This is a genomic window from Chitinophaga oryzae, from assembly GCF_012516375.2.
GTDB lineage: Bacteria > Bacteroidota > Bacteroidia > Chitinophagales > Chitinophagaceae > Chitinophaga > Chitinophaga oryzae.
Genome location: NZ_CP051204.2, coordinates 1250818 through 1273921 on the forward strand (window position 1 = coordinate 1250818; position 23104 = coordinate 1273921).

Below are 23104 nucleotides of genomic sequence, written 5' to 3' on the forward strand. Positions count from 1 at the left end.
AAATCACCTGTGCGGCAGACGTAAACCGTCGGCGGGAGTAAGGGTAAAATAGAGAACATAGCCCATCAGCATACCGCTGAGAAACCCTGTCAGATGGGCGGCATTGTCAATGTCCTGGGAGAAACCGGCTACGAGGAGGTTCAGCAGGATAAACAGGCTGATATAACCGAGAAAATTATGGCGGGCTATGGGAGGGAAAAGGCGGGTGGTGAGCAGCGCGAAAAATACGCCATAGATACCGAAGATGGCGCCGGATGCGCCTACGCCCACCATATTGCGATGAAACAATACGCTGGCATAATCGGCTATCAGCCCGGTTACCAGGTACGCGATGATGAAGCGAAGCGGCCGGATGACCGGCTCCAGGAAAACGCCTGCAATAAAAAGTCCCAGCATGTTGGTCAGCAAATGCCACCAGCCGGCGTGCAGAAACATGCTGGTCAGCAGCCGCCAGTATTCACCATGGCCAATGGTGAGCGGCCAGTAGTTGGCGCCCCAGTGCAGCAACTGTTCCCCATTGCCCCACCAGAGATTCATACCGGCCATAACCGTCAGCGCATACACCAGTATATTGGCGGCTATCACTAACAGGGTGACGGGCATTTGTCTGGATCCGGAGCGTTTATACATCCGTTAAAAGGTACGGATAATTCCCGAATGGGTTTATTGATAGATATAGTCGAGGTTCACCTGGGTGTCTGACCCCAGTTTGGTGTATCCTTCACAATGCAGGTGTACGCGGGCTCTCTGCGGGTAGCCGTCTTTATAGGCGTAGAAGAACTGCACGGTGGTGTTACGATGATATTGCTGGGAGGTATTTTTGTAAACAGCCGTTTGTTGTTCATCCATTTTGATCAGTGTGGGATTGTTGATACTCACCGGCAGCAGGAAGGTGGCCAGGTTTGGCATTGGCGTGGGCTCCAGTACCGGCGCTATCCCCGGGCCCAATACCAGCTGGTTGGCCAGCGGCCGCAGCGGGTTGATGGTATCGTCCCATTCATACCGGGCGGAGCGCACATAAAAACCGGTATCCTGGTGCCGGCCGGCAAATGTATCGGTACAGATGCTTTTCCAGTCGGGGTTGCCATTGGTATAGCTCCAGCTCATCGCCTGTGAGGAGTCGATGTATTTCAGGGCCGACGGCATTCCCTTTTTCCAGGCGAGGCGGGCGGTGCGCAGCGGTGTGCTGTCTGCCGCGTAATACTGTACTTCCGTGATATTGCCCAGTGCGTCCCACGCTTTAACGGTCGCCTTTTGCAGCAATGTTTTCTGTTGATGGCTTTCGAAGGCCGATTCCATACCCGTAAGGCGGTGGGAACTGTCGTAGAAAAAGGTGGTGACGTTCGTGTCCTGGCGGCTGTAATGTTTCACCAGCTTGAGAAGATGCCCGGCCGGGTCGTATTGAAAAGTGTACTGAGGAATACTGTCACCTTGTATGGTGATGGCTGTCAGCCGCACCGGCGTTTTTTTGGCCCGGTGGGTACTGCAGGCGGTAAAGAGAATGGGTATCAGCAAACAGTAAAGGTACTTTTTCATACAATTGATGGAAATAGATGATGTATGAAAATAACAAAAAAAATCCCGGACTGTCACCAGTCCGGGAAATATTTTATTCCGGTTGTCCGGAAAAAGACTACTCAGCCACTACTTCAAACTCCATTTCGGTTTCGTTGCCTTTACCGAAATCCAGGCGTGCTTTGTAAGTACCTAATTCTTTTACATCATCCAGGATGTGGATGCGGCGACGGTCAATTTCGTAACCTTTCTGTTCTTTGATCGCACGGGCAATCTGAACACCGGTAACGCTACCGAAGATTTTACCGGAAGTACCGGTTTTAGCGCCGATTTTAACAGGAGAAGCTTTCAGAACTTCCACCACTTTCGCGATTTCAGCCAGCAGTTTCTCTTCTTTCACTTTCTGCACTTTCAGGCGTTCCTGAAGTTGCTTCATGTTGGAAGGACTTGCTTCTACCGCGAATTTCTGCGGAATCAGGAAGTTCCTGGCGTAACCATTCTTTACGTTAACCAGTTCATTCTTCTGACCCAGGTTATCTACGTCTTGTATTAAGATAATTTGCATAACTTCTTACTTTAAAAGGTCAGTAACATAAGGCAATAAAGCCATTTGACGAGCTTTCTTAATAGCCTGGGCTACTTTACGCTGAAATTTCAGGGAGTTACCTGTGATACGGCGGGGCAACATTTTACCCTGGTCGTTCAAAAATTTCTTCAAAAACTCACCGTCTTTGTAATCTACGTACCTGATGCCCATTTTCTTGAAACGGCAGTATTTCTTCTGACGTTTCTCGGTTTTTACGGCTGTTAAGTACTTAATTTCTTGTTTTTTCGGTTTAACTGCCATAATAATTAAGCTTCAGTGGTTTTAGATTCTGCATTTACACCATGTCTTTTGCGGTTGTTGTACTCAACAGCGTGTTTGTCGAGCGCAGTGATCATGTGGCGTAATACATTTTCATCACGGTTAAGCTGGATTTTCAGCTTCTCATTGAGGTCGGATGGCGCACTGTATTCCAGAACCAGGTACATGCCTGTAGTCTTTTTCCGGATAGGATACGCCAGTGATCTTAATCCCCAGGGATTTTCGTGCGTTACATTTCCGCCGTTATCTTTAACGATGTCAGCGAATTTTTTCTGAGCCGCTTTGTATTCGTCTTCAGAAAGCACAGGGGTAAAGATCACCATCAATTCGTAGTTCATAATTCCCTGTTTAAATGGTTTTAAATAAAAAAAATTGGAGTGCAAAGATACAGAACTATTGATAATTTCCGCGTTCTGTTGACTTTTAATCCCTAAATATCTTGCCTTTTCTCCTGTTTAATGTATAAATTATTGTAAATCAATATGAAAACAGCCACCCCGATATCACCGGAACGGCTGTTTTCCACAAGTTTGCGGCGAAATATTATGGGTTCACCATCACCTTCGTCACTTGTACGTCCAGTCCGGACTGTACCCGCAGGAAATAAACTCCTGCCGGCAACCGGCTCACATCCAGCGACCGGGTGTTTTTACCCTTGATCAGCGTGGTCTGCTCCTGATGGCGCACTCTGCCTTGCATATCGATCAGCTGTATCGCTGCCGGCCCGTTCTTGCTCCATTCGATCCAGTATTGCAGCTGATGGCCCAAAATACACCACCAGAACCGCCACCACAGGTCCTTGCCTGTCAGCCATACGGTTTTCACCGGGCTGTATTTAACAGTACCGTCCAGCCCGGTGTATTTTAACCGGTATTGGGCGATGCCCGGCCATGGGGTTTCATCATACCACAGGTAGGAATGCGCTTCCCCGGTAGTGCCATAGGCGGCCATCGTGTCTGCCGGCGTAAAATGTACCAGGTTACGGGAACGCTCTATCACGAATGTGCCGCTGTTGATTTCATAAGGCGTGTTCCAGGTCAGCTGCACCTTGCCGCCATCGGCTTTGGCATCAAAACTGTTCAGCGGCAACGGATTGCCCAGTATCCGCAGATCGTAACGGCTTAATACCGGATAATGGTCAGTGGTAGTGGAACTGTAGCTGCTGACCAGCTGCTGTACCTGCTGCATCACCCTCGCAGAGCCAGGCAGATAGGCCACGCCGGCTTCGTCAGACCCGATCACGTTGTCGATCACGGAAGAGAAACTGGCGGTGGAACGTTCGCCTGCAAGGCTCAGCGGTAAGGTCAACGGCTTGTAATGCAGGGTGTCATTCATAAAATCAATATAGGAGGTCGTAGTGTCCGGCGCTCTTTCGGTGGTAATGGTCCGGGCCAGGTCGTCATTGAAATCCCCCAGCACGATCAGGTTACTGTACGGATACTGCGCATCCAGCGTGTCTTTCAGCTCTTTGGCCCCGTTCTTACGGCGGTCCCAGGAAACCAGTTTCTCGGGTTTGGTACCGGTATTGGCCTTGGCGTGCAGTAATATAAAGTTGATCCTGGCGGAATCATTCTCCAGTTTGGCGGTCGCCTCCATCAGGTAAGGGAAGCGGCCGGATGACCAGTTGTAATAGGCCGTGCTGCTGCCGCCCTGCCGCAATACACCATAGGTGCGGATCTTACGGATAACAGATGTCTTGTAGACAAAGGCCAGCTTTTGCGCCAGCGCATAATCCGCATCGGTGAGACTATCGGCATAAGAACTGAAATCAGATATTACATAGCTGTAGCCGGGCAACTGGCTTACGACAGCCCGGAAACGGGCGGTATCCACCACTTCCGCCAGCGCGAAAATGTCGGCGTCGAGATATTGCATAATGCGGGTCACGTTGGCCTGCTGCAGACTGTCATTGGCCGGGTTCTGCGCCGGACTGCCAAACCACTCAATGTTCCAGTTCACCACTTTCAGGGAGCGGAGGGAAGTACCGCTCAACCGGATATGATTGTCGCTGAAGCCGGGCGCGCTGAAGGACAGCGTGCCGTTGTACGCTGTGTTGGCGGCGGAGGGAACGAATTTTATCCACAGCTGCTGCGGGCCGGCGTTGAGCGTGGACAGCGGGATGGTGAGCTGCGTGCTGTAAGTGCTGCTGTCGGCAGACAACCGGAAGCCTGCCGGCGCACTGATTTGCAGGTCGCCGGTGAAGTCGTTGGCCCAATAGCTGACAGGTTGCGGCACAGACTCCTGACCGGATTTTACATAGTCGAAGTCTACGGCCGCCGAACTGCTCGTGAGCGTGGGCGCGGGCGCCGCCGTGGTATCCTTCAGCCCCAAGTCGTCGATGGTCCAGCGGGCTGCCTGCAGGGCAGGGGATGACGTGTATACAAAGGCAATGTAAACATTGGCTGCTTTGTAACCGGAAAGGTTAATACCGTTGCTGCTGGTCCATACGTCGCTGCCGGTGGCCGGAAAGCGGCCGTTCAGCGTATGCCAGGTGGCGGTGCGGGGATCGCCGCTGCCACTGTAATCGGTGGATACTTTCAGCACAAGGGCCGGACCGCTGAAAGCGGCGCGACTGCTGAAATGAAGCAGCGGCACCTGGAAGCCGGTCAGATCGAAAGCCGGGGATATCAGCCAGTCTTCATTTTGCTGGGCGCCTCCGCTAAAACCGTTGATCTGCACGCCATTACTGTTATTTTGTCCGAAAGTGGTGCAGGCCCATGTCTGTGCGCCGGTGACGCTGTATTGGCTGAAACCGCCGCTCAGCGCCGTGTTCCCGGCGGGCGTGCAGTTGTTGAAGTCGAAATTCAGCTGCTGTGCGCCGGTGCTGAAATGCCATTGCGCACTGTCGGGAATACCGACAAAGTCGTTACCGGAGAGGTCTTTCACAAACGCACTGTCAATAGTGACATAGTAACTGCTGTAAGGCTGCAGTATTTTATTCAGCGTGAGCTGGTTGTTGCTGATGGCAAGGGCAGGATGGCCAATGGCAAATGTGTCGGTTTGACCGTTACTGCTGTTGTGCAGGTAAAGACGGCCCTGGTTCGCTGCCACATTTTCGCTGAAGATGATTTGCAGGGGGGGGCAGGAGATACGTCGGCCGACTGGTTCGCGGGTACGAGGCTGTTGGCAACAGGCGGCGTTATGTCTCCGCCGGCGCCTGCCACAACGATGTTGTCTACCGCAAAGGACGGCCGGGAGCCGGCGCCGCTGATCTGCCGGTTTACCCAGCGCAGCTGCACCAGCGGCTGGTTGTTGCATTCGGCGGGCAGGACGATACTGACGGCTAACAGTTGCTGCGGCTGCGTAATACCGGACCCTGTCTGGGTAACGGTATTGTTCTGATAGGCAGTGCCGCCGACATTGACGAAACTACCGGTGGCGCCTATACGATATTGCAGCCCCATTTCGTTGATACGGGTATTGCTGTTACCATCGTATGGATTCCTGATGGTCATGGCGTCGTAGCTGACGGTAACATTCACCTGCCCGCTGGTATTCACCGCCAGTACCAGTGAGTTGTCCACGGAACCGCTGTTCAGGAACCCCAGTTTACCGCTGTAATTGTATACGCCGTTGGCCGTTCCGGAGGCGCTGCCGTTGGGTGTCAGCGCTTTATCGGCAGACGGCGCCGCTGTGTTGAAATTGCTGCCGGGAGCGCCGCTCAGCGTCCAGCCCTGCCATCCGTCAGGATATACGGTGGCAGCGGCCGACAGCGCGTCGAAATTCTCCTGGTAGGGTAGTGGCCGCGGCTGTGGCTGCGTCTGCGCTGTTGCACCGCCACTGTAAATAAAGCCCAGTAAAAGAAAAAGATAGCGTAAAGGTTTACTCATAGATGAGATTTAAGGTTAAAAAGGGGTATCAGATTCAGTATTTTGGCAGGTTAAATCTACTAAATTGCCGCCGCCTGAAAATGTTTTTATATGATTTATACGTTAATTAACGGAGATTGATAATATTATATTTTTATGCAATGTTATTGTTGTTGTGATGACTATGGTTGTATATCGGGTAAAATTTTATACGATGATTGACATCTTGTCAGCCGCCATCCGACTGGCATATCGTTTGAAAAAAGTGAGCTGAAAAAATCAGATAATCAATGCAAAAAGGAGCAATACGTGTTCAAACAGAGAACATTTTCCCCATCATCAAAAAATTCCTCTACTCAGACCACGAAATCTTTATCCGCGAACTGGTAAGCAACGCGGTAGATGCCACGCAGAAACTGAGAACCCTGGCCAGTGTCGGTGAATACAAAGGCGAACTGGGCAATATTGACATTGAAGTAAGACTGGACAAGGAAAAAAAGACGATCACCATTGCCGATCATGGCATTGGTATGACTGCTGAAGAAGTAGATAAATACATCAACCAGGTAGCTTTTTCCGGCGCGGAAGAGTTTCTGAAAAAATACAAAGGCCAGGAGAGCGGCACCAACATCATCGGTCACTTCGGTCTCGGTTTTTACTCCTCCTTCATGGTGAGCAGCAAGGTGGAAATCTTCAGTAAATCATGGAAAGACGGCGCCGCGGCAGTACGCTGGGAGTGCGACGGCAGCCCGGAATATGAACTGGAAGAAGTGGCCAAAGAAGACAGAGGCACCGAAATCGTGATGCATATCAACGAAGAAAGTGAAGAATTCCTCGATGAAGGCCGCATCCGCTCTATCCTCACCAAGTTCTGTAAATTCCTGCCGGTACCGGTTAAATTCGAAGACCAGCAGATCAACAATACCAACCCTGCGTGGACTAAAAAGCCCAGCGAACTGACAACGGAAGATTATCAGAATTTCTACAAGGAATTATATCCCTTTGCAGAACCGCCGCTGTTCTGGATCCACCTGAACGTGGATTATCCGTTCAACCTCACCGGTATCCTCTACTTCCCGAAAATCACCAAGAGCTACGAAATACAGAAAGATAAAATCAACCTGTATTCCAACCAGGTATACGTGACCGATGAAGTAAAAGACATCGTACCGGAATTCCTGATGCTGCTGCATGGTGTGATCGACAGCCCGGATATCCCGCTGAACGTAAGCCGCAGCTACCTCCAGGGCGATCCCAACGTGAAAAAAATCAACGCCCACATCACCAAAAAAGTAGCGGACAAACTGGACGAAATGTTCCGTAACGACCGCAAAGGTTTTGAAGAGAAATGGGAATCCATCGGCCTGTTCGTGAAATACGGCATGATGACCGATGATAAATTCATGGACAAAGCCAACAAATTCCTCGTACTTGAAAACGTGGATGGTGGCACTTTCTACACCCGTGAAGAATATAAAACCGCTGCGGAAGCACTGCAAACCAATAAAGAAGGCAAACTGGTCATCCTGTACGCTACCAACCCGGTGCAACAGGACAGCTATGTGCAAGCCGCTAAAAACAAAGGGTTTGTCGTAGTGAAAATGGAAACCCTGGTGGATGCCGCTTTCATCAGCAACATTGAAGCGAAATGGGAGAACGTGCAGTTCACCCGTGTGGATGCCGATATTGCCGATAACCTGATCGATAAAGACGAAAACAATAACACTGTACTGACAGAAGATCAGGAAGGTAAACTGAAGGAAATCTTCACTGCACAGGTAACGCAGCCGAATATCAAAGTGGAACTGAAAGGCCTGAGCGCTGAAGCACAACCGGTGATCGTCACCCGTCCCGAATTCATGCGCCGTATGAAAGATATGGCCAGCATGGGCGGCGGCGGTATGAGCTGGTACGCAGCCATGCCCGACGAAATCAATATGACCGTCAATGCCAATCACCCGGTATACCTGAACATCCTCGACGAAAAAGACAATGCATTGCAGGAAAAACAGGTGAAAAACCTGGCGGACCTGGCGTTGTTGTCCCAGAATCTGCTGACCGGCGCCGACCTGACTGCCTTCGTCAACAGAAGCGTGGAACTGATGGCGGGTGCAAAAAAATAAGAAACCTCCTTATAAAAAGAAACCCCGGGTTTACGCCCGGGGTTTCTTTTTATAAGGTGTTATACCTTGTTCTAATTGGAAGCCCTGATGTCAATAACTTTCAGTTGCAGGCTGGTCTGACCGTTCCATTCGTTTTCATCAATATTAAATACGATATCGAACGGCTTCTTGCTGTTGACGATGGGAAACTTGTCAGCCATATAAAACCCGATGCCGGAAAGGGTAGGGCCGCTACGGCCTTGTCTCACAGAAAATTTGATATGCTCTTCTTTCACCAGTTTGGAATAGCCGGTATCGGTAATATTCCGGGCCAGGAAAACAGGGCGAAGGTTGTCGGGCCCCAGAGGCTCAAACTGTTTAAGGATATTGTAAAACGCCGGTGTGATGTCCGTGAAGTAAATCTCCGTGTCGATAACTATTTCAGGGACAAGCTGGTCGGGCCGGATACTGTTGGCCACCACTTCTTCGAAGCGTTGCTGGAAGGCCGCTACATTCTCCGGTTTCAGTGTCATGCCGGCCGCATAAAAATGGCCGCCATAGTTCACCAGCAGGTCTTTACACTGATGGATGGCCTCATACACGTTAAACCCGTTCACAGACCGGGCCGATCCTGCCACCACATCATTGGATTGAGTGAGGATGATGGTGGGACGGTAGTAGTATTTGTCAATCAGCCGGGAGGCTACGATGCCTACCACACCCTTGTGCCAGTGCGCCTGGTACAAGACGGTGGATTTTCTGTGGCCGACGGATTCATCATTTTGCAGCAGGGACACCGCTTCCTGAGTGATGGTATTGTCTATTTCCTTCCGGTCGAAGTTGTCGGCGTGCAGTACGGCCGCTATGGCTGCCGCCTTTTCCACGTCGTTTTCGATGAACAGGTTCACCGCCTTGCGGGCGTCGTCCATCCTGCCGGCTGCATTTACGCGGGGGGCAATTACGAACACGAGGTTGGAAATGGTGAGCTGTTCTTTCAGTTCGCTGAGGGTGATCAGCGCCTGGATGCCGGGCAGGGGGCTGCTGTTCACCTTTTTCAGCCCGTGAAACGCCAGCACCCTGTTTTCTCCTGTCATGGGCACAATATCGGCCGCGATGCTGGTGGCTACCAGATCGAGGTACTGGTTGGCTTCCTCCATCGGGATGCCTCTTTTCTGAGCGAAGGCGCAGATCAGTTTGTAGCCGATGCCGCAGCCGCTCAGTTCTTTATATGGATAAGGACAGTCGTATTGTTTCGGGTTGAGGATGGCTACCGCCGGGGGAACAACGGCATCCGGCAGGTGGTGGTCGCAGATGATGAAGTCAATCCCCATCTCTTTGGCCATTGAGATCAGTTCCACGGATTTAATGCCGCAGTCCAGCGCTATAACGAGGCTGAAATCGTTGTCGCGCGCGTAGGCGATACCTTCCGCGGAAATGCCGTATCCTTCCCGGTAACGGTGCGGGATATAAAACTCGATATTATTGTAGAGTTTGTGTAGAAAAGCGTACACAGTAGCTACAGCCGTACAGCCGTCCACATCATAATCTCCATATATTAATATTTTTTCATGGCGAAAAAATGCCAGTTCAATACGGGAGATGGCTTTGTCCATGTCCTTCATCAGCCATGGATCGTGGAGATCGTCGAGCGTAGGGCGAAAAAACTGACGGGCAGCCTCATAAGTGTGTACATGCCGTTGTACGAGCAGCCGGCACAGCAAAGGATGTATGCGGAGTGAGGATTGAAGCGCTTTTTCCTGGTTTGGTTGATATGCTTTGACTGTCCAGCGTTTTTGCATTATGTTTTCAGGTAAGAGGAACCGTTTTAAAAGTGAAAAATGTAAAATAATAATGTAAGTGGTAGCGGCTGTTGGCTTTCGTGCGACCTATTACAGCTACAGTTTACATTTATTATTTTACATTTTTAATTTTTTCTTCTAAAATGTTCGGTCGGTCGTAAATCTTACCAGCGATTCCAGACCGTCCCGGATATCGCTCTGGGGGAGTTTATGCAGGATGGCGAGCGCCTCGTCGCGGTACTGCAGCATTTTTTGTTTGGTGTAGTCGATACCGCCGGAAGCTTTGACCAGCTGGATGACTTCTTCCACCCGGTCTTTTTCCGTATTATGGTTTTTAACGATGTTGATGATCCTGCGCCGGGTGTCTGGTGTTGCGTGTTCGAGGGTGTAGATCAGTGGCAGCGTCATTTTCTTTTCGCGGATATCGATGCCGGTAGGCTTGCCGATTTTGGCAGACCCATAGTCAAACAGGTCGTCCTTGATCTGGAAGGCGATGCCTACTTTTTCGCCGAACAGCCGCATCTGTTCCGTGGCATGATCGTCGTTGCTGGAGCTCCATGCGCCGGCAGCGCAGGCAGAGGCGAGGAGGGAGGCTGTTTTCCGCCGGATGATTTCGAAGTAGATATCTTCCTTGATGTTCAGTTTCCGGGTTTTTTCGATCTGCAGCAGTTCCCCTTCACTCATTTCTTTCACGGCTTCAGAGAGGATCTTTAAGGACCGGAAGTCATTATTATTTAATGACAGCAGCAATCCTTTGGATAATAAGTAGTCGCCCACGAGGACAGCTATTTTATTTTTCCATAATGCGTTGATGGAAAACAGTCCCCTGCGCTGATTGGCATCATCCACTACGTCATCGTGCACCAGGGTGGCAGTATGCAGCAGTTCCACCAGGGCGGCGGCCCGGTAGGTGCTTTCCCCGATTTCCGTACTGAAAAGCCGGGCTGACAACAGCACAAACATCGGCCGGATCTGTTTCCCTTTCCGTTTTACAATGTAGTGCATGATGCGGTCCAGCAGCGGTACGTGACTTTTTACCGAATCCGCAAATTTGTCTTCAAAATCCTGTAATTCCTTACCTATCAGTTGCTTGATATCGTCCATGTATAAAAATAAAAGGATTGCTAAGCTAGGTTTTAAATGGGAAATTTTAACATTTTGGCCTTGAATTTGTATATGAAGTATAACATTCCTTTAACACAGGTGAAGGAATCCTTTAACAAGGGCTAAACAATACTTTAACTTAACGTAGAAATAAGGTATATAAATACTTTCAGTTAAGCTCTAATATTGAAGCACTTATCAATGAAAATAATATTGCAAGAAAAATTTGTATATTCATTTATGATATTTACCTTTGCTAGGTAAAAAACGGGTTATTAGTAAATTTTTAACAGTTTTTAAATAAAACACAATTATGGCAAGCAAAAAGTACTTATTACTGGCAGGCGCTGTGGGTTTACTATCAGCATCTACCGGTTTTGCACAGGTTCAACCAACCGGCTATGATGCATTGGATTCTTCCAAAGTGTCAGGCAAGCGGTTGGTACAACAAAATAACTTCCTGAACCATCAATCTAACTTCCCTGCTAAACCAAGGGATATGTGGGAACTGGGTCTTCATGGTGGTTTGCACCTGATCAGCGGAACCGTTCCTCCTCAGCCTGGTTTCGGTGGTGGTATCTCCCTGAGAAAAGCACTGGGTCATACATTCTCACTGAGAGCTGAGTACATCGGTTCCATTGACAAAGGCCAGGACTACAAACTGCGTCCAACCTTTGCTTCTGCAGGTAACCCATGGGCTGCTACCGCTGCAAGAAATGGTGGTATGATCGTTCCTAACTACCGTTCTCAGAACCACCAGCTGTCTTTGGACGTGATCGCTTCTCTGAGCAACATCCTGTTCTACAGAGCAGAACCTAAAGTTAACTGGTACGTACTGGCTGGTTACTCTATCGTAGCTGCTGACGTTGACGTAGACGCAACTGATGCTAACGGTAACGGTTACGATTACAGCTCCATCAACTTCGGTGCTAAACGCAGCGACATCAGAAAACAACTGAACAACCTGAGAGACAAGAAATACGAGCAAAATGCTCCTTCTCAGGGTAACAGGATCTCTATCGGTCGTAACGACGACAACCAGCTGATCCGTCACGCACTGGACCTGGGTACTGGCGTAGCGTTTAAAGTTTCCAAACGCTTTAACATCGGTATCGAAGAGAAAATTACCATGCCTTTTGACGCTTACCTGGATGGTTATCCTGGTCCTGGCGGTTCTACAAAAGACTTCTACTCTTACACCAGCCTGCGTCTGAACTTCAACCTGGGCAACGCTTCCAAACGCGTACAGCCGCTCTGGTGGATCAACCCGCTGGAATACGCTTACAGCGAGCTGAGCAACCCTCGTCACATGAAACTGCCTACTCCGGTTCTGCCTGATGCTGACGGTGATGGCGTAACTGATCAGTTCGACCGCGAACCTAACACTCCTGCAGGTGCACCTGTTGATTCTCATGGTGTAGCTAAAGATACAGACGGTGACGGCGTTCCTGATTACAAAGACAAACAACTGATCACTCCGACTTACTGCCAGCCAGTTGACGCTGACGGTGTTGGTAAATGCCCGGATCCTGAGTGCTGCAAAAACAGAGTAGAAACTTCTTGCGCTTCTCTGGTTCTGCCCAGCGTTTCCTTCAAAGGTTCTTCTACCAAAGTTGGTCGCGATCAGGAAGCTATCCTGGCTTCTGTTGCCTCTACCCTGAAAGCTAACCCTTCCTGCAACGTGCTGGTTACTGGCCACGCTGGTGCAAAAGGTAAAAAAGGTGGTGTTGACCTGAGCAGCCGTCGTGTTGACTCTGTGATTGACTACCTGGCTGACAAACAAGGCATCGACCGCGGTCGTTTCATCAAACAAAACACTCCTGGTGAATCCGGTACTGTTGACTTAGCTCCTGCTAACTAATCAGTCCCATCTCACTAAGATGAATAATTGAAAAAGCCTCTCCCATTACTCCGGGAGAGGCTTTTTTACTGTCAAGCACCCCCCAAACAGCCTCTTCCTCTGTCACCTTTTTATTGCTGATCTCAATATTTACTCCTAATTTTGGAGGCTTTTTTAAAAATTTTATTTACGTGGGCATAAACATTAACAGGGTCTCCCTGGCAGGTTTAGTAGTAGCGCTGGGTATCATCTACGGCGACATCGGAACTTCTCCGCTCTATGTTTTTAAAGCCATTGTTGGCGGTAACCCCATCAGCGACCTACTCGTTATCGGCGGTATTTCCTGTATTATCTGGACGCTGACCTTACAAACCACCGTTAAATACGTTATCCTTACCCTTCGGGCAGATAATAAAGGAGAAGGTGGTATCTTCTCCCTCTATGCACTTGTCAGGCGGCATGCCAAATGGACGGTTATTTTTGGCATGATCGGCGGCGCTGCCCTCCTGGCAGACGGGATCATCACCCCGCCCATCACCGTTACCTCCGCCATCGAGGGTTTGCGTACCCTCGAAGTGTTTAAGGACCTGAGTCAACTCACCATTGTTAAAATCGTATTGACCATCATCACCGGCCTGTTTATCATGCAACAGTTCGGGACCGTGTCTATCGGCCGCATGTTCGGCCCCATCATGGTATTATGGTTCTCTATGCTGGGCATCCTCGGCATCTCCCATATCACAGACGATCTGAGCATCTTCCGGGCCTTCAGTCCGCACTATGCCATCGAACTGCTGACCACTTACCCGAAAGGATTCCTGATCCTCGGCGCAGTATTCCTCTGTACAACGGGAGCAGAGGCGCTTTACTCCGACCTAGGGCACTGCGGCCGCGGAAATATCCGCGTATCCTGGATCTTTGTGAAATCCTGCCTGATACTGAACTACCTCGGCCAGGGCGCATGGCTCCTGAGCCAGAAAGGACAAATCCTGCCAAAAGATCAGAACCCCTTCTTTATGATCATGCCGGAATGGTTTATCATCTTCGGCGTACTGATCGCCACCATGGCCTCTATCATCGCCAGCCAGGCCCTGATATCCGGATCTTTTACCCTCATCGCTGAAGCCATGCGGCTCAACCTCTGGCCTAAAATGCGGGTGAACTATCCCACAGAAATGCGCGGACAGCTCTATATCCCCGGTATCAACACCATGCTGTTCGTGGGCTGCGCGGCTATCGTGATCCTCTTCCAGGAATCGTCCCATATGGAAGCGGCCTACGGCCTGTCCATCACCATCTGTATGCTGATGACATCCTGTCTGTTCGCCTTCTACCTCTATACCCGAAGGGTCTGGACAGGCTGGATACTACTCTATCTCGTCGTATACCTCTCGATCGAATTCTCGTTCCTCTTTGCCAACCTCGTGAAGTTTATGCACGGCGGCTATGTTACCGTGGTCGTGGCAGGAGCCCTCTTCCTCGTCATGATCGTTTGGTTCAAATCCCGCAAAATCAAGAACCGCTACGTGGAATTTGTGCGGCTGGAAGATTATCTGCCCATTATCCAGGAGCTCAGCAATGACACCTCTATTCCCAAATATGCCACGCACCTGGTATATATGAGCAGTGCCGACAATCCTAAAGAGATAGAACACAAAATCATCTACTCCATTCTCAATAAAAAGCCGAAAAGAGCCGATATATACTGGTTCGTACACGTCGATGTGGTAGATGAACCCTACCTCAGCGAATACTCGGTCCAAACTATTATTCCTAACGAAGTCATCCGGGTAGAATTCAGACTGGGCTTTAAAGTAGAACAAAGGATCAACCTGATGTTCAGAATGGTGGTGGAAGATATGGTGAGAAATAAAGAAGTGAACATCACCAGCCGTTACGAATCACTGAGTAAAAACAACGTGGTGGGCGACTTCCAGTTTATCGTCATGGAGAAATTCCTTTCACATGATAATGACCTGCCGTTATATGAAAGAATGGTCATGAAGATGTATTTCTTCCTGAAAAAAATCAGCCTGTCGGAAGAGCGGGGCTTCGGACTGGATTCCAGTTACGTAACCATCGAGAAATACCCGCTGGTAGTGGCTCCGGTTACCAACCTGCAGTTAAAACGTATAATTCACCACTAATCATTTACGATTTAGAGATTTTGATATTTAGATATTTGTGACTGGTAAATCCCGGTTTTTTTTAAGATCTTGGGAGTCATGGATTTTGTAATGGGTTTGTGCTGACAGCAAAATAGCCAAATATCAAAATATCAAAATTTCTAAATTTAGTATGGTGAACAAATTTTTTGGCGTGCTGGTATTACTGGCACTGCAACAAAACGTATGGGCCCAAAGCGGTCCGGCCGGCGACTATCAGGAGAAACCCGATCCCAGACCGGTCAACAAAGCTTCCTGGGAAGCAGTAAAAGGCGACGAGCTCCATGTCGCTTTCGGTTCCACAGACATCCGTTATGAAAAAAGAAATGCGCCCGATCAGCAAAGCCTGGCAACCTCCTGGAATGCCAAAGCCTGGAGAGGTGAGCGGGTACATACCCAGTTCCTGATCTGGACCACCCGGACGCTTAATGGCGTGAGCGTCGCCACCGGCGCATTGCAGGGCAGTAAAGGCGCTACCATCCCCACCAGCGCCATTACCACCGGTTTTGTGAGATATGTGATGACCGATGAGCTGAATAAAGACGGCAGCGGCTGCGGCTACCGCAAACCCGAAAATTTTGACTCCTCCCTGGTGGCAGATGGTATTGATATTCAACGTACCAAAGACATCGCCGCCCACCAGACGCAGCCGGTGTGGCTGAGCATACAGGTACCTGCCGGCACCACTCCCGGCGTGTACAAAGGCACCGTGAAAATCAACGCCGGCGGCGCCGTGAGCAGCCTTCCCTACGAGATAGAAGTGCTGGACCGCACCTTGCCTGCGCCGAAGGACTGGAAATTCCACCTGGACCTCTGGCAGAGTCCCGACGCCGTGGCCCGTATGTACAACGTAAAGCCATGGAGCGACGCGCATTTCAAGGCGATGAAGCCATATATGCAGATGCTGGCGAACGCCGGTCAGAAATGCATCACCGCTACGCTTATTTACGACCCGTGGAACAGCCAGACGGAAGATGTATACAGCACCATGATCAAATGGACCAAAAAGAAAAACGGTACCTGGTCTTACGACTATACTATCTTCGATAAATGGGTGGAATTCATGATGGGCCTGGGCATCAAAAAGGAAATCAACTGCTACAGCATGATTCCCTGGAACCTGAAGTTCTTTTATTATGATGAAGCGAAAGGCAAAGACACCCTGCTGATCGCCAAACCGGGATCTCCGGAGTATGCGGCGCATTGGCAGCCTATGCTCAATGATTTCGTCAAACACCTGAAAGCCAAAGGCTGGTTCAATATTACCACCATCGCGATGGACGAACGCCCGATGGCGGACATGCAACAGGCGCTGGCGCTGATCCGCAAGGCGGACAAGGACTTCAAACTGTCGCTGGCAGGCAGCTATCACGCGCCGCTGGACAAGGATATTTATGATTTCTGCGTGGCTTCCAAAGAGCCGTTCCCCGATGAAGTGTTGCAGGCAAGACTGAAGAAAGGCTGGCCTACCACCTTCTATACCTGCTGCACGGAAGGTTTCCCTAACACCTTCACTTTTTCGCCTCCGGGAGAATCTGCCTTTATGGGCTGGCACGCCGCCTATAAAGGATATACGGGGTATCTGCGCTGGGCATTTAACTGCTGGGTGAAAGCGCCGCTGCAGGATAGCCGTTTCCGTGCATGGGCAGCAGGCGATACCTATTTCGTATACCCCGGACCGCGGTCGTCTATCCGGTTTGAACGACTGGTAGAAGGTGTACAGGATTATGAGAAGGTCCGCATCCTGCGCGAGGAGTTTACCAAAAACAATAACCGTGAAGGACTGGACAAGCTGAAGCAGCTATTGTCTCCGTTTGATATCAACGCGCCGAAAGCCACGCCTGCGGGCAACCTGGTGAGGCAAGCGCAGGAAACGCTGAATACCTTATAAAAGAAAAATCCTCCGGGGAACCGGAGGATTTTCTTTTTAACACAACTAAAAAACAATCAAATGTCCGAATGGAATATCTCTGTGTTCATCAATCGGGCTTCTTCCCATCTAAAAATGTATTGATAGTATTTATTTCAGTGTGATTGTTCTGGCCCGGATCGCTCACCGTGTAGTTGGAGTAAAAGTGTTCGGCGGAGCCGGCACCATTGTCCAGGGTTACATTGCGGCGCAGGTAAGCCGGAACGTTCTCTATTTCCGCGTTGTTGTCCATGTTTTTCACGTTGAAGCTGATGCTGCGCAGTTTAGCGACTCTTTCAGCCTGTTTACGTTTTTGTTCTTCCAGTTCTTCGTAGGAAGTCTGTTGCATGGGCACTTCCGGAGGCAGCGGATTACCGGGTTCTTCTTCCCGGTATACCATTTTCATTTCCGGTGTGGCGGGCGTACCTGGTTCCACGTAGATATTGGTGGGACGGTTCAGGTAACCGCCTGCAGCGCTGCCGCCCTGTGGCTGTATGATATTCACATTAGGCTGTGCAGGTTGTTGCATATGTGGCTGTTGCGGCGGCATATGCTGCTGCACATGCTGCTGTTGTGGCGGCATATGTTGTTGTTGTTGCTGCGGCTGCTGCACGTGTTGCTGCACTGGCTGTTGTACCGGTTGTGGTTCAGGAGCCGGCTGCGGTTGCTGGGCAGGCACCTGTTGTATGTTCAGTACATAGTTCTGCCGTGCAGGCGCGATCGGCGCCTGTTGCTGTGGCTGCGGAGGGGTGTATCCGGTAACAGGTTCAGGGTGGGACACTACAGGTTCCATCAGGCGGGGGGCCATCAGGTCCTGAGGTTCCTGGAACAGGACGCCCTGTGACTGCTGCAGGTTCATTTTTTTCTCGTCGCCGTCTTTACCCAGCTGCATCACGATTTTAGGTTCGGTGCGTTCCGGGGTGGAAGGGGTCATTTTCATCTGCTGGATAGGTTTCTGTTCAAAACCGGTAGCGATGATGGTAACACCCAGTTTGCGGTCCAGTGTCTGGTCATAGCCCACACCGAGGATCACGTCGCAATCCTCGCCGGCCTGGCTCTGAACATAGGCCTGGATGATATCCATTTCATCGAGGGTGTGTTCGAATTCACCTTCAGAAGAAGAGATATTGATCAGGATCCATTTGGCGCCGCGGATATCGTTGTCGTTCAGCAACGGAGAAGTCAGTGCATCTTCGATGGCACGTTGTGCACGGTTTTCACCTTCCGCGATAGAAGCGCCGAGGATAGCCACGCCACCGTTACGCATAACGGTGCACACATCGGCAAAATCCACGTTGATCTGACCGGTGGAGTTGATAACGTCCGTGATACATTTGGCAGCGGTGGCCAGTACGTTGTCCGCTTTTTCGAAAGCGGCCTTGAACTTCAGGTCACCGAACTTCTGTCTTAATTTATCATTGGAGATGATCAGCAGGGTATCTACATACTCTTTCAGGCGTTGTACGCCTTCATCGGCCTGCAGCATTCTCTTTTTTCCTTCGTAAGAAAACGGGGTGGTAACAATACCAACGGTCAGGATACCCAGTTCCTTGCATATCCGCGCGATGATGGGAGCGCCACCGGTACCGGTGCCACCGCCCATACCGGCAGTGATGAAGGCCATTTTGGTATTCACCTCCAGTATTTTTTTGATTTCTTCAAAGGATTCTTCTGTTGCCTGCTTACCAATTTCGGGATTGGCGCCGGCACCAAGGCCCTGTGTGAGGTGCGGTCCCAACTGGATTTTGTTGGGCACAGGACTGTTGGCAATAGCCTGAGCATCGGTATTGCAGATAATAAAATTCACCCCTTCAATGCGCTGGCTATACATATGATTCACCGCATTACTTCCACCGCCACCTATGCCGATGACCTTGATGATAGAAGATTTTTCCTTAGGAAGATCAAAATGTATCATGACTCTATACTTTTATGGGTTAGTACGGATAATTAATAATGAACGTGTTCGGTGTTATAAGCGTGTATTCTTTGCCGTTAATATGGTTCATTTGTCCTGTCATTATTAATTATCGTTCTTTGTTCTTATATAATAAACGTTTGCAGTTCACAACAATTGCGCCATTTCACATTTACAGTTTTGCGTCTTCTTCTTCTGTAAACATGTCAATGATCTTCGTTTTCATTTTATCCAGGAAGTTCTTCAGGGAAGCGTTCCTTTCTTTGGCTTTTCTGTCCTGTATTTCCTGGGTGCTGGGCGCTTCTTCTACCCATTCTTCTTCCTGTTGGGCTACCGACTGGGCGGCTTGTTCTTTCGCGAGGTAACTGGTATTAATTTTTATGTAATTTTCTTCCAGTGTTTTACGGTCATTTTCAAAATCGTTGTAGCCTTTGAGGATCAATCCTACGCAGGTGGCGTACATGGGCTTGGTCAGTTCTTCATCGAACAGGCCGCTGGCCAGGTGTTCGTTGGGGAAACCGATGCGGGCGCTGGCGCCGGTAGTGTATTCCGTGAGCTGGATCAGGTGTTTCAGCTGGGAACCGCCACCGGTCAGGATAATACCACCATTCAGCATTTTGTTGTCCATGCCGATTTGTTTGAGGTGATATACTACGAAATCGAGTATTTCACTCATACGGGCCTGGATAATATGCGCCAGGTTTTTCACGGAGATTTCTTTGGGGCTCTGTCCGCGTAAACCGGGAATAGTGATATAGGCGTTGCTTTTCGCTTCATCGGCCAGTGCATAACCGAATTGTACCTTCATCTGTTCGGCCTGTGTTTTCAATACACCGAGGCCATTTTTGATATCGTTGGTAATGTTTTCGCCACCATAGGGAATAACGGCTGTGTGTTTCAGGATGCCTTCGTAGAACACCGCCAGGTCGGTGGTACCACCACCAATGTCTACAATGGCTACTCCTGCTTCGAAGTCCATATCGCACATTACCGCTGCGGCAGATGCCAGCGGCTGCAGCACGAGATCGCGGATTTTAAGGCCGGATTTCTCCACGCTGCGGTTAATGTTTCGGATGGCGTTCTTGTCGCCGGTGATGATATGGAAGTTTGCGCCCACCTTCACACCGGACATACCGATGGGATAGGTGATGTTCTGCAGACTGTCCACAATATATTGCTGCGGGATCACATCGATGATCTGATCGCTCGCGGGGATAACGGTTTTATATTGATCGTTGATCAGCTGGTCAATATCTTTCTGGGATATTTCCGCGTCAACATCATTGCGGACAATATCACCACGGGTTTGCAAACTTTTGATATGATGACCGGCGATGCCGACATATACTTCATTGATTTCCAGGTGGGGGCTGGAAGCATAACAGTTTTCCAGGGCTTGCCTGATGGCTTTGATCGTCTGGTCAATGTTCAGCACCATACCGTGCTGCACACCAAACGATGTAGCTTTACCGAATCCCAGGATTTCCAGTTTCCCGTATTCATTCTTCCGTCCTGCTATGGCAGCAATCTTCGTAGTTCCGATATCGAGACCTACAATGATGGGAGCTTCCTGATTCATGGCGTTGTTTGTTTTTTTGATGTGTTAACAGATTTATTCCCTGGCTTATACACTGCTTTAGGTTGTTGCTTCGGCGGCGTCGCTTTTTCCGTTTTCGTTTTTTTCGCGGGCGCTTTTGCCGTTGCTTTGTCTTTGTGGGCAGCCGCAGGTTTTACCGCTGTCCTGGCTGCCGGTTTTTCGGCTGGTTTGGCGGCCACCGTTGGATGTTCCGGTGGTTTGACTGCCGTTGTTTTCTCCGCGCTGTCTTCACTCTCTGCAATGGGTGGCTCGTCTGCTACCAGCTGTCTGACCGTATCTTTGGGTATCGCCGGTTGTAACGGCGGTACACCATCCTTACGCGTACATACGACTTCATTCTCAAAAGCGATGTTGATGCGCGAATAATTATTCCAACCTACCTTATTCAGTCCTTCCTTGTAAAAAGCCAGCAGTTTGGTGAATTTTTTTTCAATATCGGCGCCTTCTCCGAACACGATCACCTGGTCGCCCAGTTTGGGAATGAACTCAAACTTGCGGTCGGTGGTGATCATCAGCTGTTCTACCTGTGCCATCCAGAAAGCGTCTTTGCCGATGAAACGGCCCATGTCCACTATCTGTGCCGCCAGCAGGCTGTCTGTCCGTTGCAGCTTGTCCGCATCGGTGGGAAAACCGGTAAATACCGGCACCCTGGCGGCGTACCGGGATGATACCGGTATACGCTCCGCTGCTTCGTCGAGGTAAAAGCTGTTGCCCGAAAAGGTAAACACCCTTGCTACCGGTTCCCGCTGTGTTACTTTGATATGCAGCTCCTGTTTGCCGTTGAAATAGATCTCTGCATTTTTCACCCAGGGGTCCTGGTCTACCACTGCTTCCAGTGTACGGATGTTGATGTCCCGGATCGGTTTGCCTACCGGGTTCAGCGCCTTGTCTTTGGTCAACAATGACCGGATATCCTTGGCTTCAATGAAGAAGTTATCATCCTTCCCTTCAAACTTCACCTGAATACCTTTACAGACACCTGATTCCTTGTCGTTATTGGCTGCCACGAGGAGGATAATAAAGCCCGTCACCGCTGTCACCCAGAGGATCAGCGCGCCCAGTCTCTTTAGTATCGTCGTGGTTTTAGCCAAAGTTTTTGTTTTTAGTGAAGCAGCTGACTGATCGGTTCTTTTAACTGGTCAATGTCGCCTGCTCCGGCTGTTATTAATAACGGGACGGGTGTTTTCTTCAGCCAGTCCAGTACTTCTTCTTTTTGCATGATCTGCACGGGTACGGTGATCTTCTCTGCCAGGATTCCGCTGGTCACCCCTTCGATAGGCAGTTCCCTCGCCGGGTAGATAGGCAGCAGTATCACTTCGTCCGCCAGGGAGAGGCTTTCTGCAAAGCCCTCCGCCAGGTCGCGGGTGCGGGTGAACAGGTGCGGCTGGAATATCACGGTGCAGCGCCTGCCGGGGAACAATGCCTTCGCACTGGTGATCAGTGCGCGCAGCTCTTCCGGGTGGTGGGCGTAATCGTCGATATACACCTGGTGATCGTTTTTGATCACGTATTCAAAGCGCCTTTTGATGCCTTTGAAACTTTCTACCGCCGCTCTGATCTTCGCTGCGTCGATGCCCAGCAGATGTGCTACGGTAATAGCTGCCACCGCGTTTTCCACGTTGTGCATACCGCCGATGTGCAACCGGATGTTATCGATCATCCAGTCCTGCTGCATCACGTCAAATTCATATCCGCCGTTGATCATCCGTATGTTGGCAGCGTATGCATTGGCGGCATCGTTTTGTAAACTGTACAGCAGTTTGTTGTCTGCTTTCAGCTCGTTTCCGCGATGCAGGCCGAACTTAGCAATCAGCGTGCCATTGGGCTTGATATTGTGCGTATACGTGATAAATGCTTCCTCCATGGCTTCCGGTGTGCCGTAAATGTCCAGGTGGTCTGCATCCATGGCAGTCAGGACGGCGATATCCGGACTTAATTTCAGAAAAGAGCGGTCATACTCATCTGCCTCAATCACCGCCACCGCCTTGTTGCTGCTCCAGAAATTACGGTCGTAGTTCACGCTGATGCCGCCGAGGAAAGCGTTGCAACCATAGCCGCTGTCTGTGAGCAGATGCGCGATCATGGTGGAAACGGTCGTTTTACCATGGGTGCCTGCAACGGTAATGGCGAACAGTGAACGGGTGATTTCCTGCAGCACATCGCTGCGTTTTACCACTTCAAAGCCATTGTCCCGGTACCATTTCAGTTCTTCATGGGTGGCGGGAATGGCCGGCGTGTATACAACGAGGTTAGTTTCCCTGTCTAATGCGTTAATATCGTCTGTATAATGGATCTGCATACCTTCGGCTTCCAGCTGCTTTGTGAGCGGGGTGGAAGTACGGTCATAACCGCTGACTGCCACTCCTTTCTCATTGAAGAAGCGGGCGATGGCACTCATGCCGATGCCGCCGATGCCGATGAAATAAACCCGTTGTATGTTGTTCAAATCCATATAAATCCTAAATCCCTTAATATCTAAAT

17 protein-coding genes are annotated in these 23104 nt (G+C 50.1%); 4 read left to right on the forward strand and 13 right to left on the reverse strand.

Annotation, left to right across the window (positions count from 1 at the left end; translation table 11 throughout):
* Nucleotides 1–3 precede the first annotated feature (3 nt).
* The 7 genes from HF324_RS05295 to HF324_RS05325 all read right to left on the reverse strand — a co-directional run bounded on the left by HF324_RS05295 (nucleotide 4) and on the right by HF324_RS05325 (nucleotide 6210).
* Nucleotides 4–630: a rhomboid family intramembrane serine protease gene (locus HF324_RS05295; protein ID WP_168810187.1), complete on the reverse strand. Its 627-nt coding sequence runs from the start codon at nucleotides 628–630 to the stop codon at nucleotides 4–6.
* Between the two features lie 33 nt (nucleotides 631–663).
* On the reverse strand, nucleotides 664–1536 hold the full coding sequence (locus HF324_RS05300) for a hypothetical protein (protein WP_168862062.1): 873 nt from the start codon (nucleotides 1534–1536) through the stop codon (nucleotides 664–666).
* A 97-nt stretch (nucleotides 1537–1633) separates the two neighbouring features.
* Nucleotides 1634–2080, reverse strand: coding sequence for a 50S ribosomal protein L9 (gene rplI / locus HF324_RS05305; protein ID WP_078668864.1), 447 nt, complete (start codon nucleotides 2078–2080; stop codon nucleotides 1634–1636).
* A gap of 6 nt (nucleotides 2081–2086) precedes the next feature.
* Nucleotides 2087–2362, reverse strand: a complete 276-nt coding sequence (gene rpsR / locus HF324_RS05310) for a 30S ribosomal protein S18 (protein ID WP_078668863.1) — start codon at nucleotides 2360–2362, stop codon at nucleotides 2087–2089.
* A gap of 5 nt (nucleotides 2363–2367) precedes the next feature.
* Nucleotides 2368–2718 carry a 30S ribosomal protein S6 gene (rpsF, locus tag HF324_RS05315; protein WP_246269420.1) on the reverse strand — a complete coding sequence of 117 codons (351 nt, stop codon included), beginning with the start codon at nucleotides 2716–2718 and terminating at the stop codon, nucleotides 2368–2370.
* Nucleotides 2719–2923: 205 nt separating this feature from the next.
* On the reverse strand, nucleotides 2924–5431 hold the full coding sequence (locus HF324_RS05320) for a T9SS-dependent choice-of-anchor J family protein (RefSeq protein WP_168862063.1): 2508 nt from the start codon (nucleotides 5429–5431) through the stop codon (nucleotides 2924–2926).
* Nucleotides 5320–6210 carry a hypothetical protein gene (locus tag HF324_RS05325; protein ID WP_168862064.1) on the reverse strand — a complete coding sequence of 297 codons (891 nt, stop codon included), beginning with the start codon at nucleotides 6208–6210 and terminating at the stop codon, nucleotides 5320–5322. The genes HF324_RS05320 and HF324_RS05325 overlap by 112 nt, the downstream gene beginning before the upstream one ends.
* Before the next feature lie 269 nt (nucleotides 6211–6479).
* On the opposite strand from HF324_RS05325, the gene htpG reads away from it, so the two are divergent.
* Nucleotides 6480–8312: a molecular chaperone HtpG gene (htpG, locus tag HF324_RS05330; protein ID WP_168810193.1), complete on the forward strand. Its 1833-nt coding sequence runs from the start codon at nucleotides 6480–6482 to the stop codon at nucleotides 8310–8312.
* Between the two features lie 71 nt (nucleotides 8313–8383).
* Here the strand turns inward: htpG and recJ are convergent, their stop codons facing one another.
* Both recJ and HF324_RS05340 read right to left on the reverse strand, forming a co-directional pair.
* Nucleotides 8384–10090, reverse strand: coding sequence for a single-stranded-DNA-specific exonuclease RecJ (gene recJ, locus HF324_RS05335; protein WP_168862065.1), 1707 nt, complete (start codon nucleotides 10088–10090; stop codon nucleotides 8384–8386).
* 138 nt (nucleotides 10091–10228) lie between these two features.
* Complete coding sequence (locus tag HF324_RS05340; protein ID WP_168862066.1) at nucleotides 10229–11194, reverse strand: polyprenyl synthetase family protein; 966 nt, start codon at nucleotides 11192–11194, stop codon at nucleotides 10229–10231.
* A gap of 313 nt (nucleotides 11195–11507) precedes the next feature.
* Between HF324_RS05340 and HF324_RS05345 the strand changes: the two genes are divergently transcribed.
* The 3 genes from HF324_RS05345 (at nucleotide 11508) to HF324_RS05355 (ending at nucleotide 17090) form a co-directional block, all read left to right on the forward strand.
* On the forward strand, nucleotides 11508–13055 hold the full coding sequence (locus HF324_RS05345) for an OmpA family protein (RefSeq protein WP_168810200.1): 1548 nt from the start codon (nucleotides 11508–11510) through the stop codon (nucleotides 13053–13055).
* Between the two features lie 170 nt (nucleotides 13056–13225).
* A complete protein-coding gene (locus tag HF324_RS05350; protein ID WP_168810202.1) occupies nucleotides 13226–15181 on the forward strand; it encodes a KUP/HAK/KT family potassium transporter in 1956 nt (651 codons plus the stop codon).
* 151 nt (nucleotides 15182–15332) lie between these two features.
* Entirely contained in the window at nucleotides 15333–17090 is a 1758-nt protein-coding gene (locus HF324_RS05355; RefSeq protein ID WP_168810204.1) for a DUF4091 domain-containing protein, read from the forward strand.
* A gap of 88 nt (nucleotides 17091–17178) precedes the next feature.
* Here the strand turns inward: HF324_RS05355 and ftsZ are convergent, their stop codons facing one another.
* From ftsZ to murC, 4 genes are all read right to left on the reverse strand, one after another.
* Entirely contained in the window at nucleotides 17179–19026 is a 1848-nt protein-coding gene (gene ftsZ, locus HF324_RS05360; RefSeq protein ID WP_168862067.1) for a cell division protein FtsZ, read from the reverse strand.
* A gap of 172 nt (nucleotides 19027–19198) precedes the next feature.
* Nucleotides 19199–20605, reverse strand: a complete 1407-nt coding sequence (ftsA, locus tag HF324_RS05365) for a cell division protein FtsA (RefSeq protein ID WP_168810208.1) — start codon at nucleotides 20603–20605, stop codon at nucleotides 19199–19201.
* Nucleotides 20602–21714 carry a cell division protein FtsQ/DivIB gene (locus HF324_RS05370; protein ID WP_168810210.1) on the reverse strand — a complete coding sequence of 371 codons (1113 nt, stop codon included), beginning with the start codon at nucleotides 21712–21714 and terminating at the stop codon, nucleotides 20602–20604. The genes ftsA and HF324_RS05370 overlap by 4 nt, the downstream gene beginning before the upstream one ends.
* A gap of 11 nt (nucleotides 21715–21725) precedes the next feature.
* Nucleotides 21726–23075 carry a UDP-N-acetylmuramate--L-alanine ligase gene (gene murC, locus HF324_RS05375; RefSeq protein WP_168810212.1) on the reverse strand — a complete coding sequence of 450 codons (1350 nt, stop codon included), beginning with the start codon at nucleotides 23073–23075 and terminating at the stop codon, nucleotides 21726–21728.
* Nucleotides 23076–23104 lie beyond the last annotated feature (29 nt).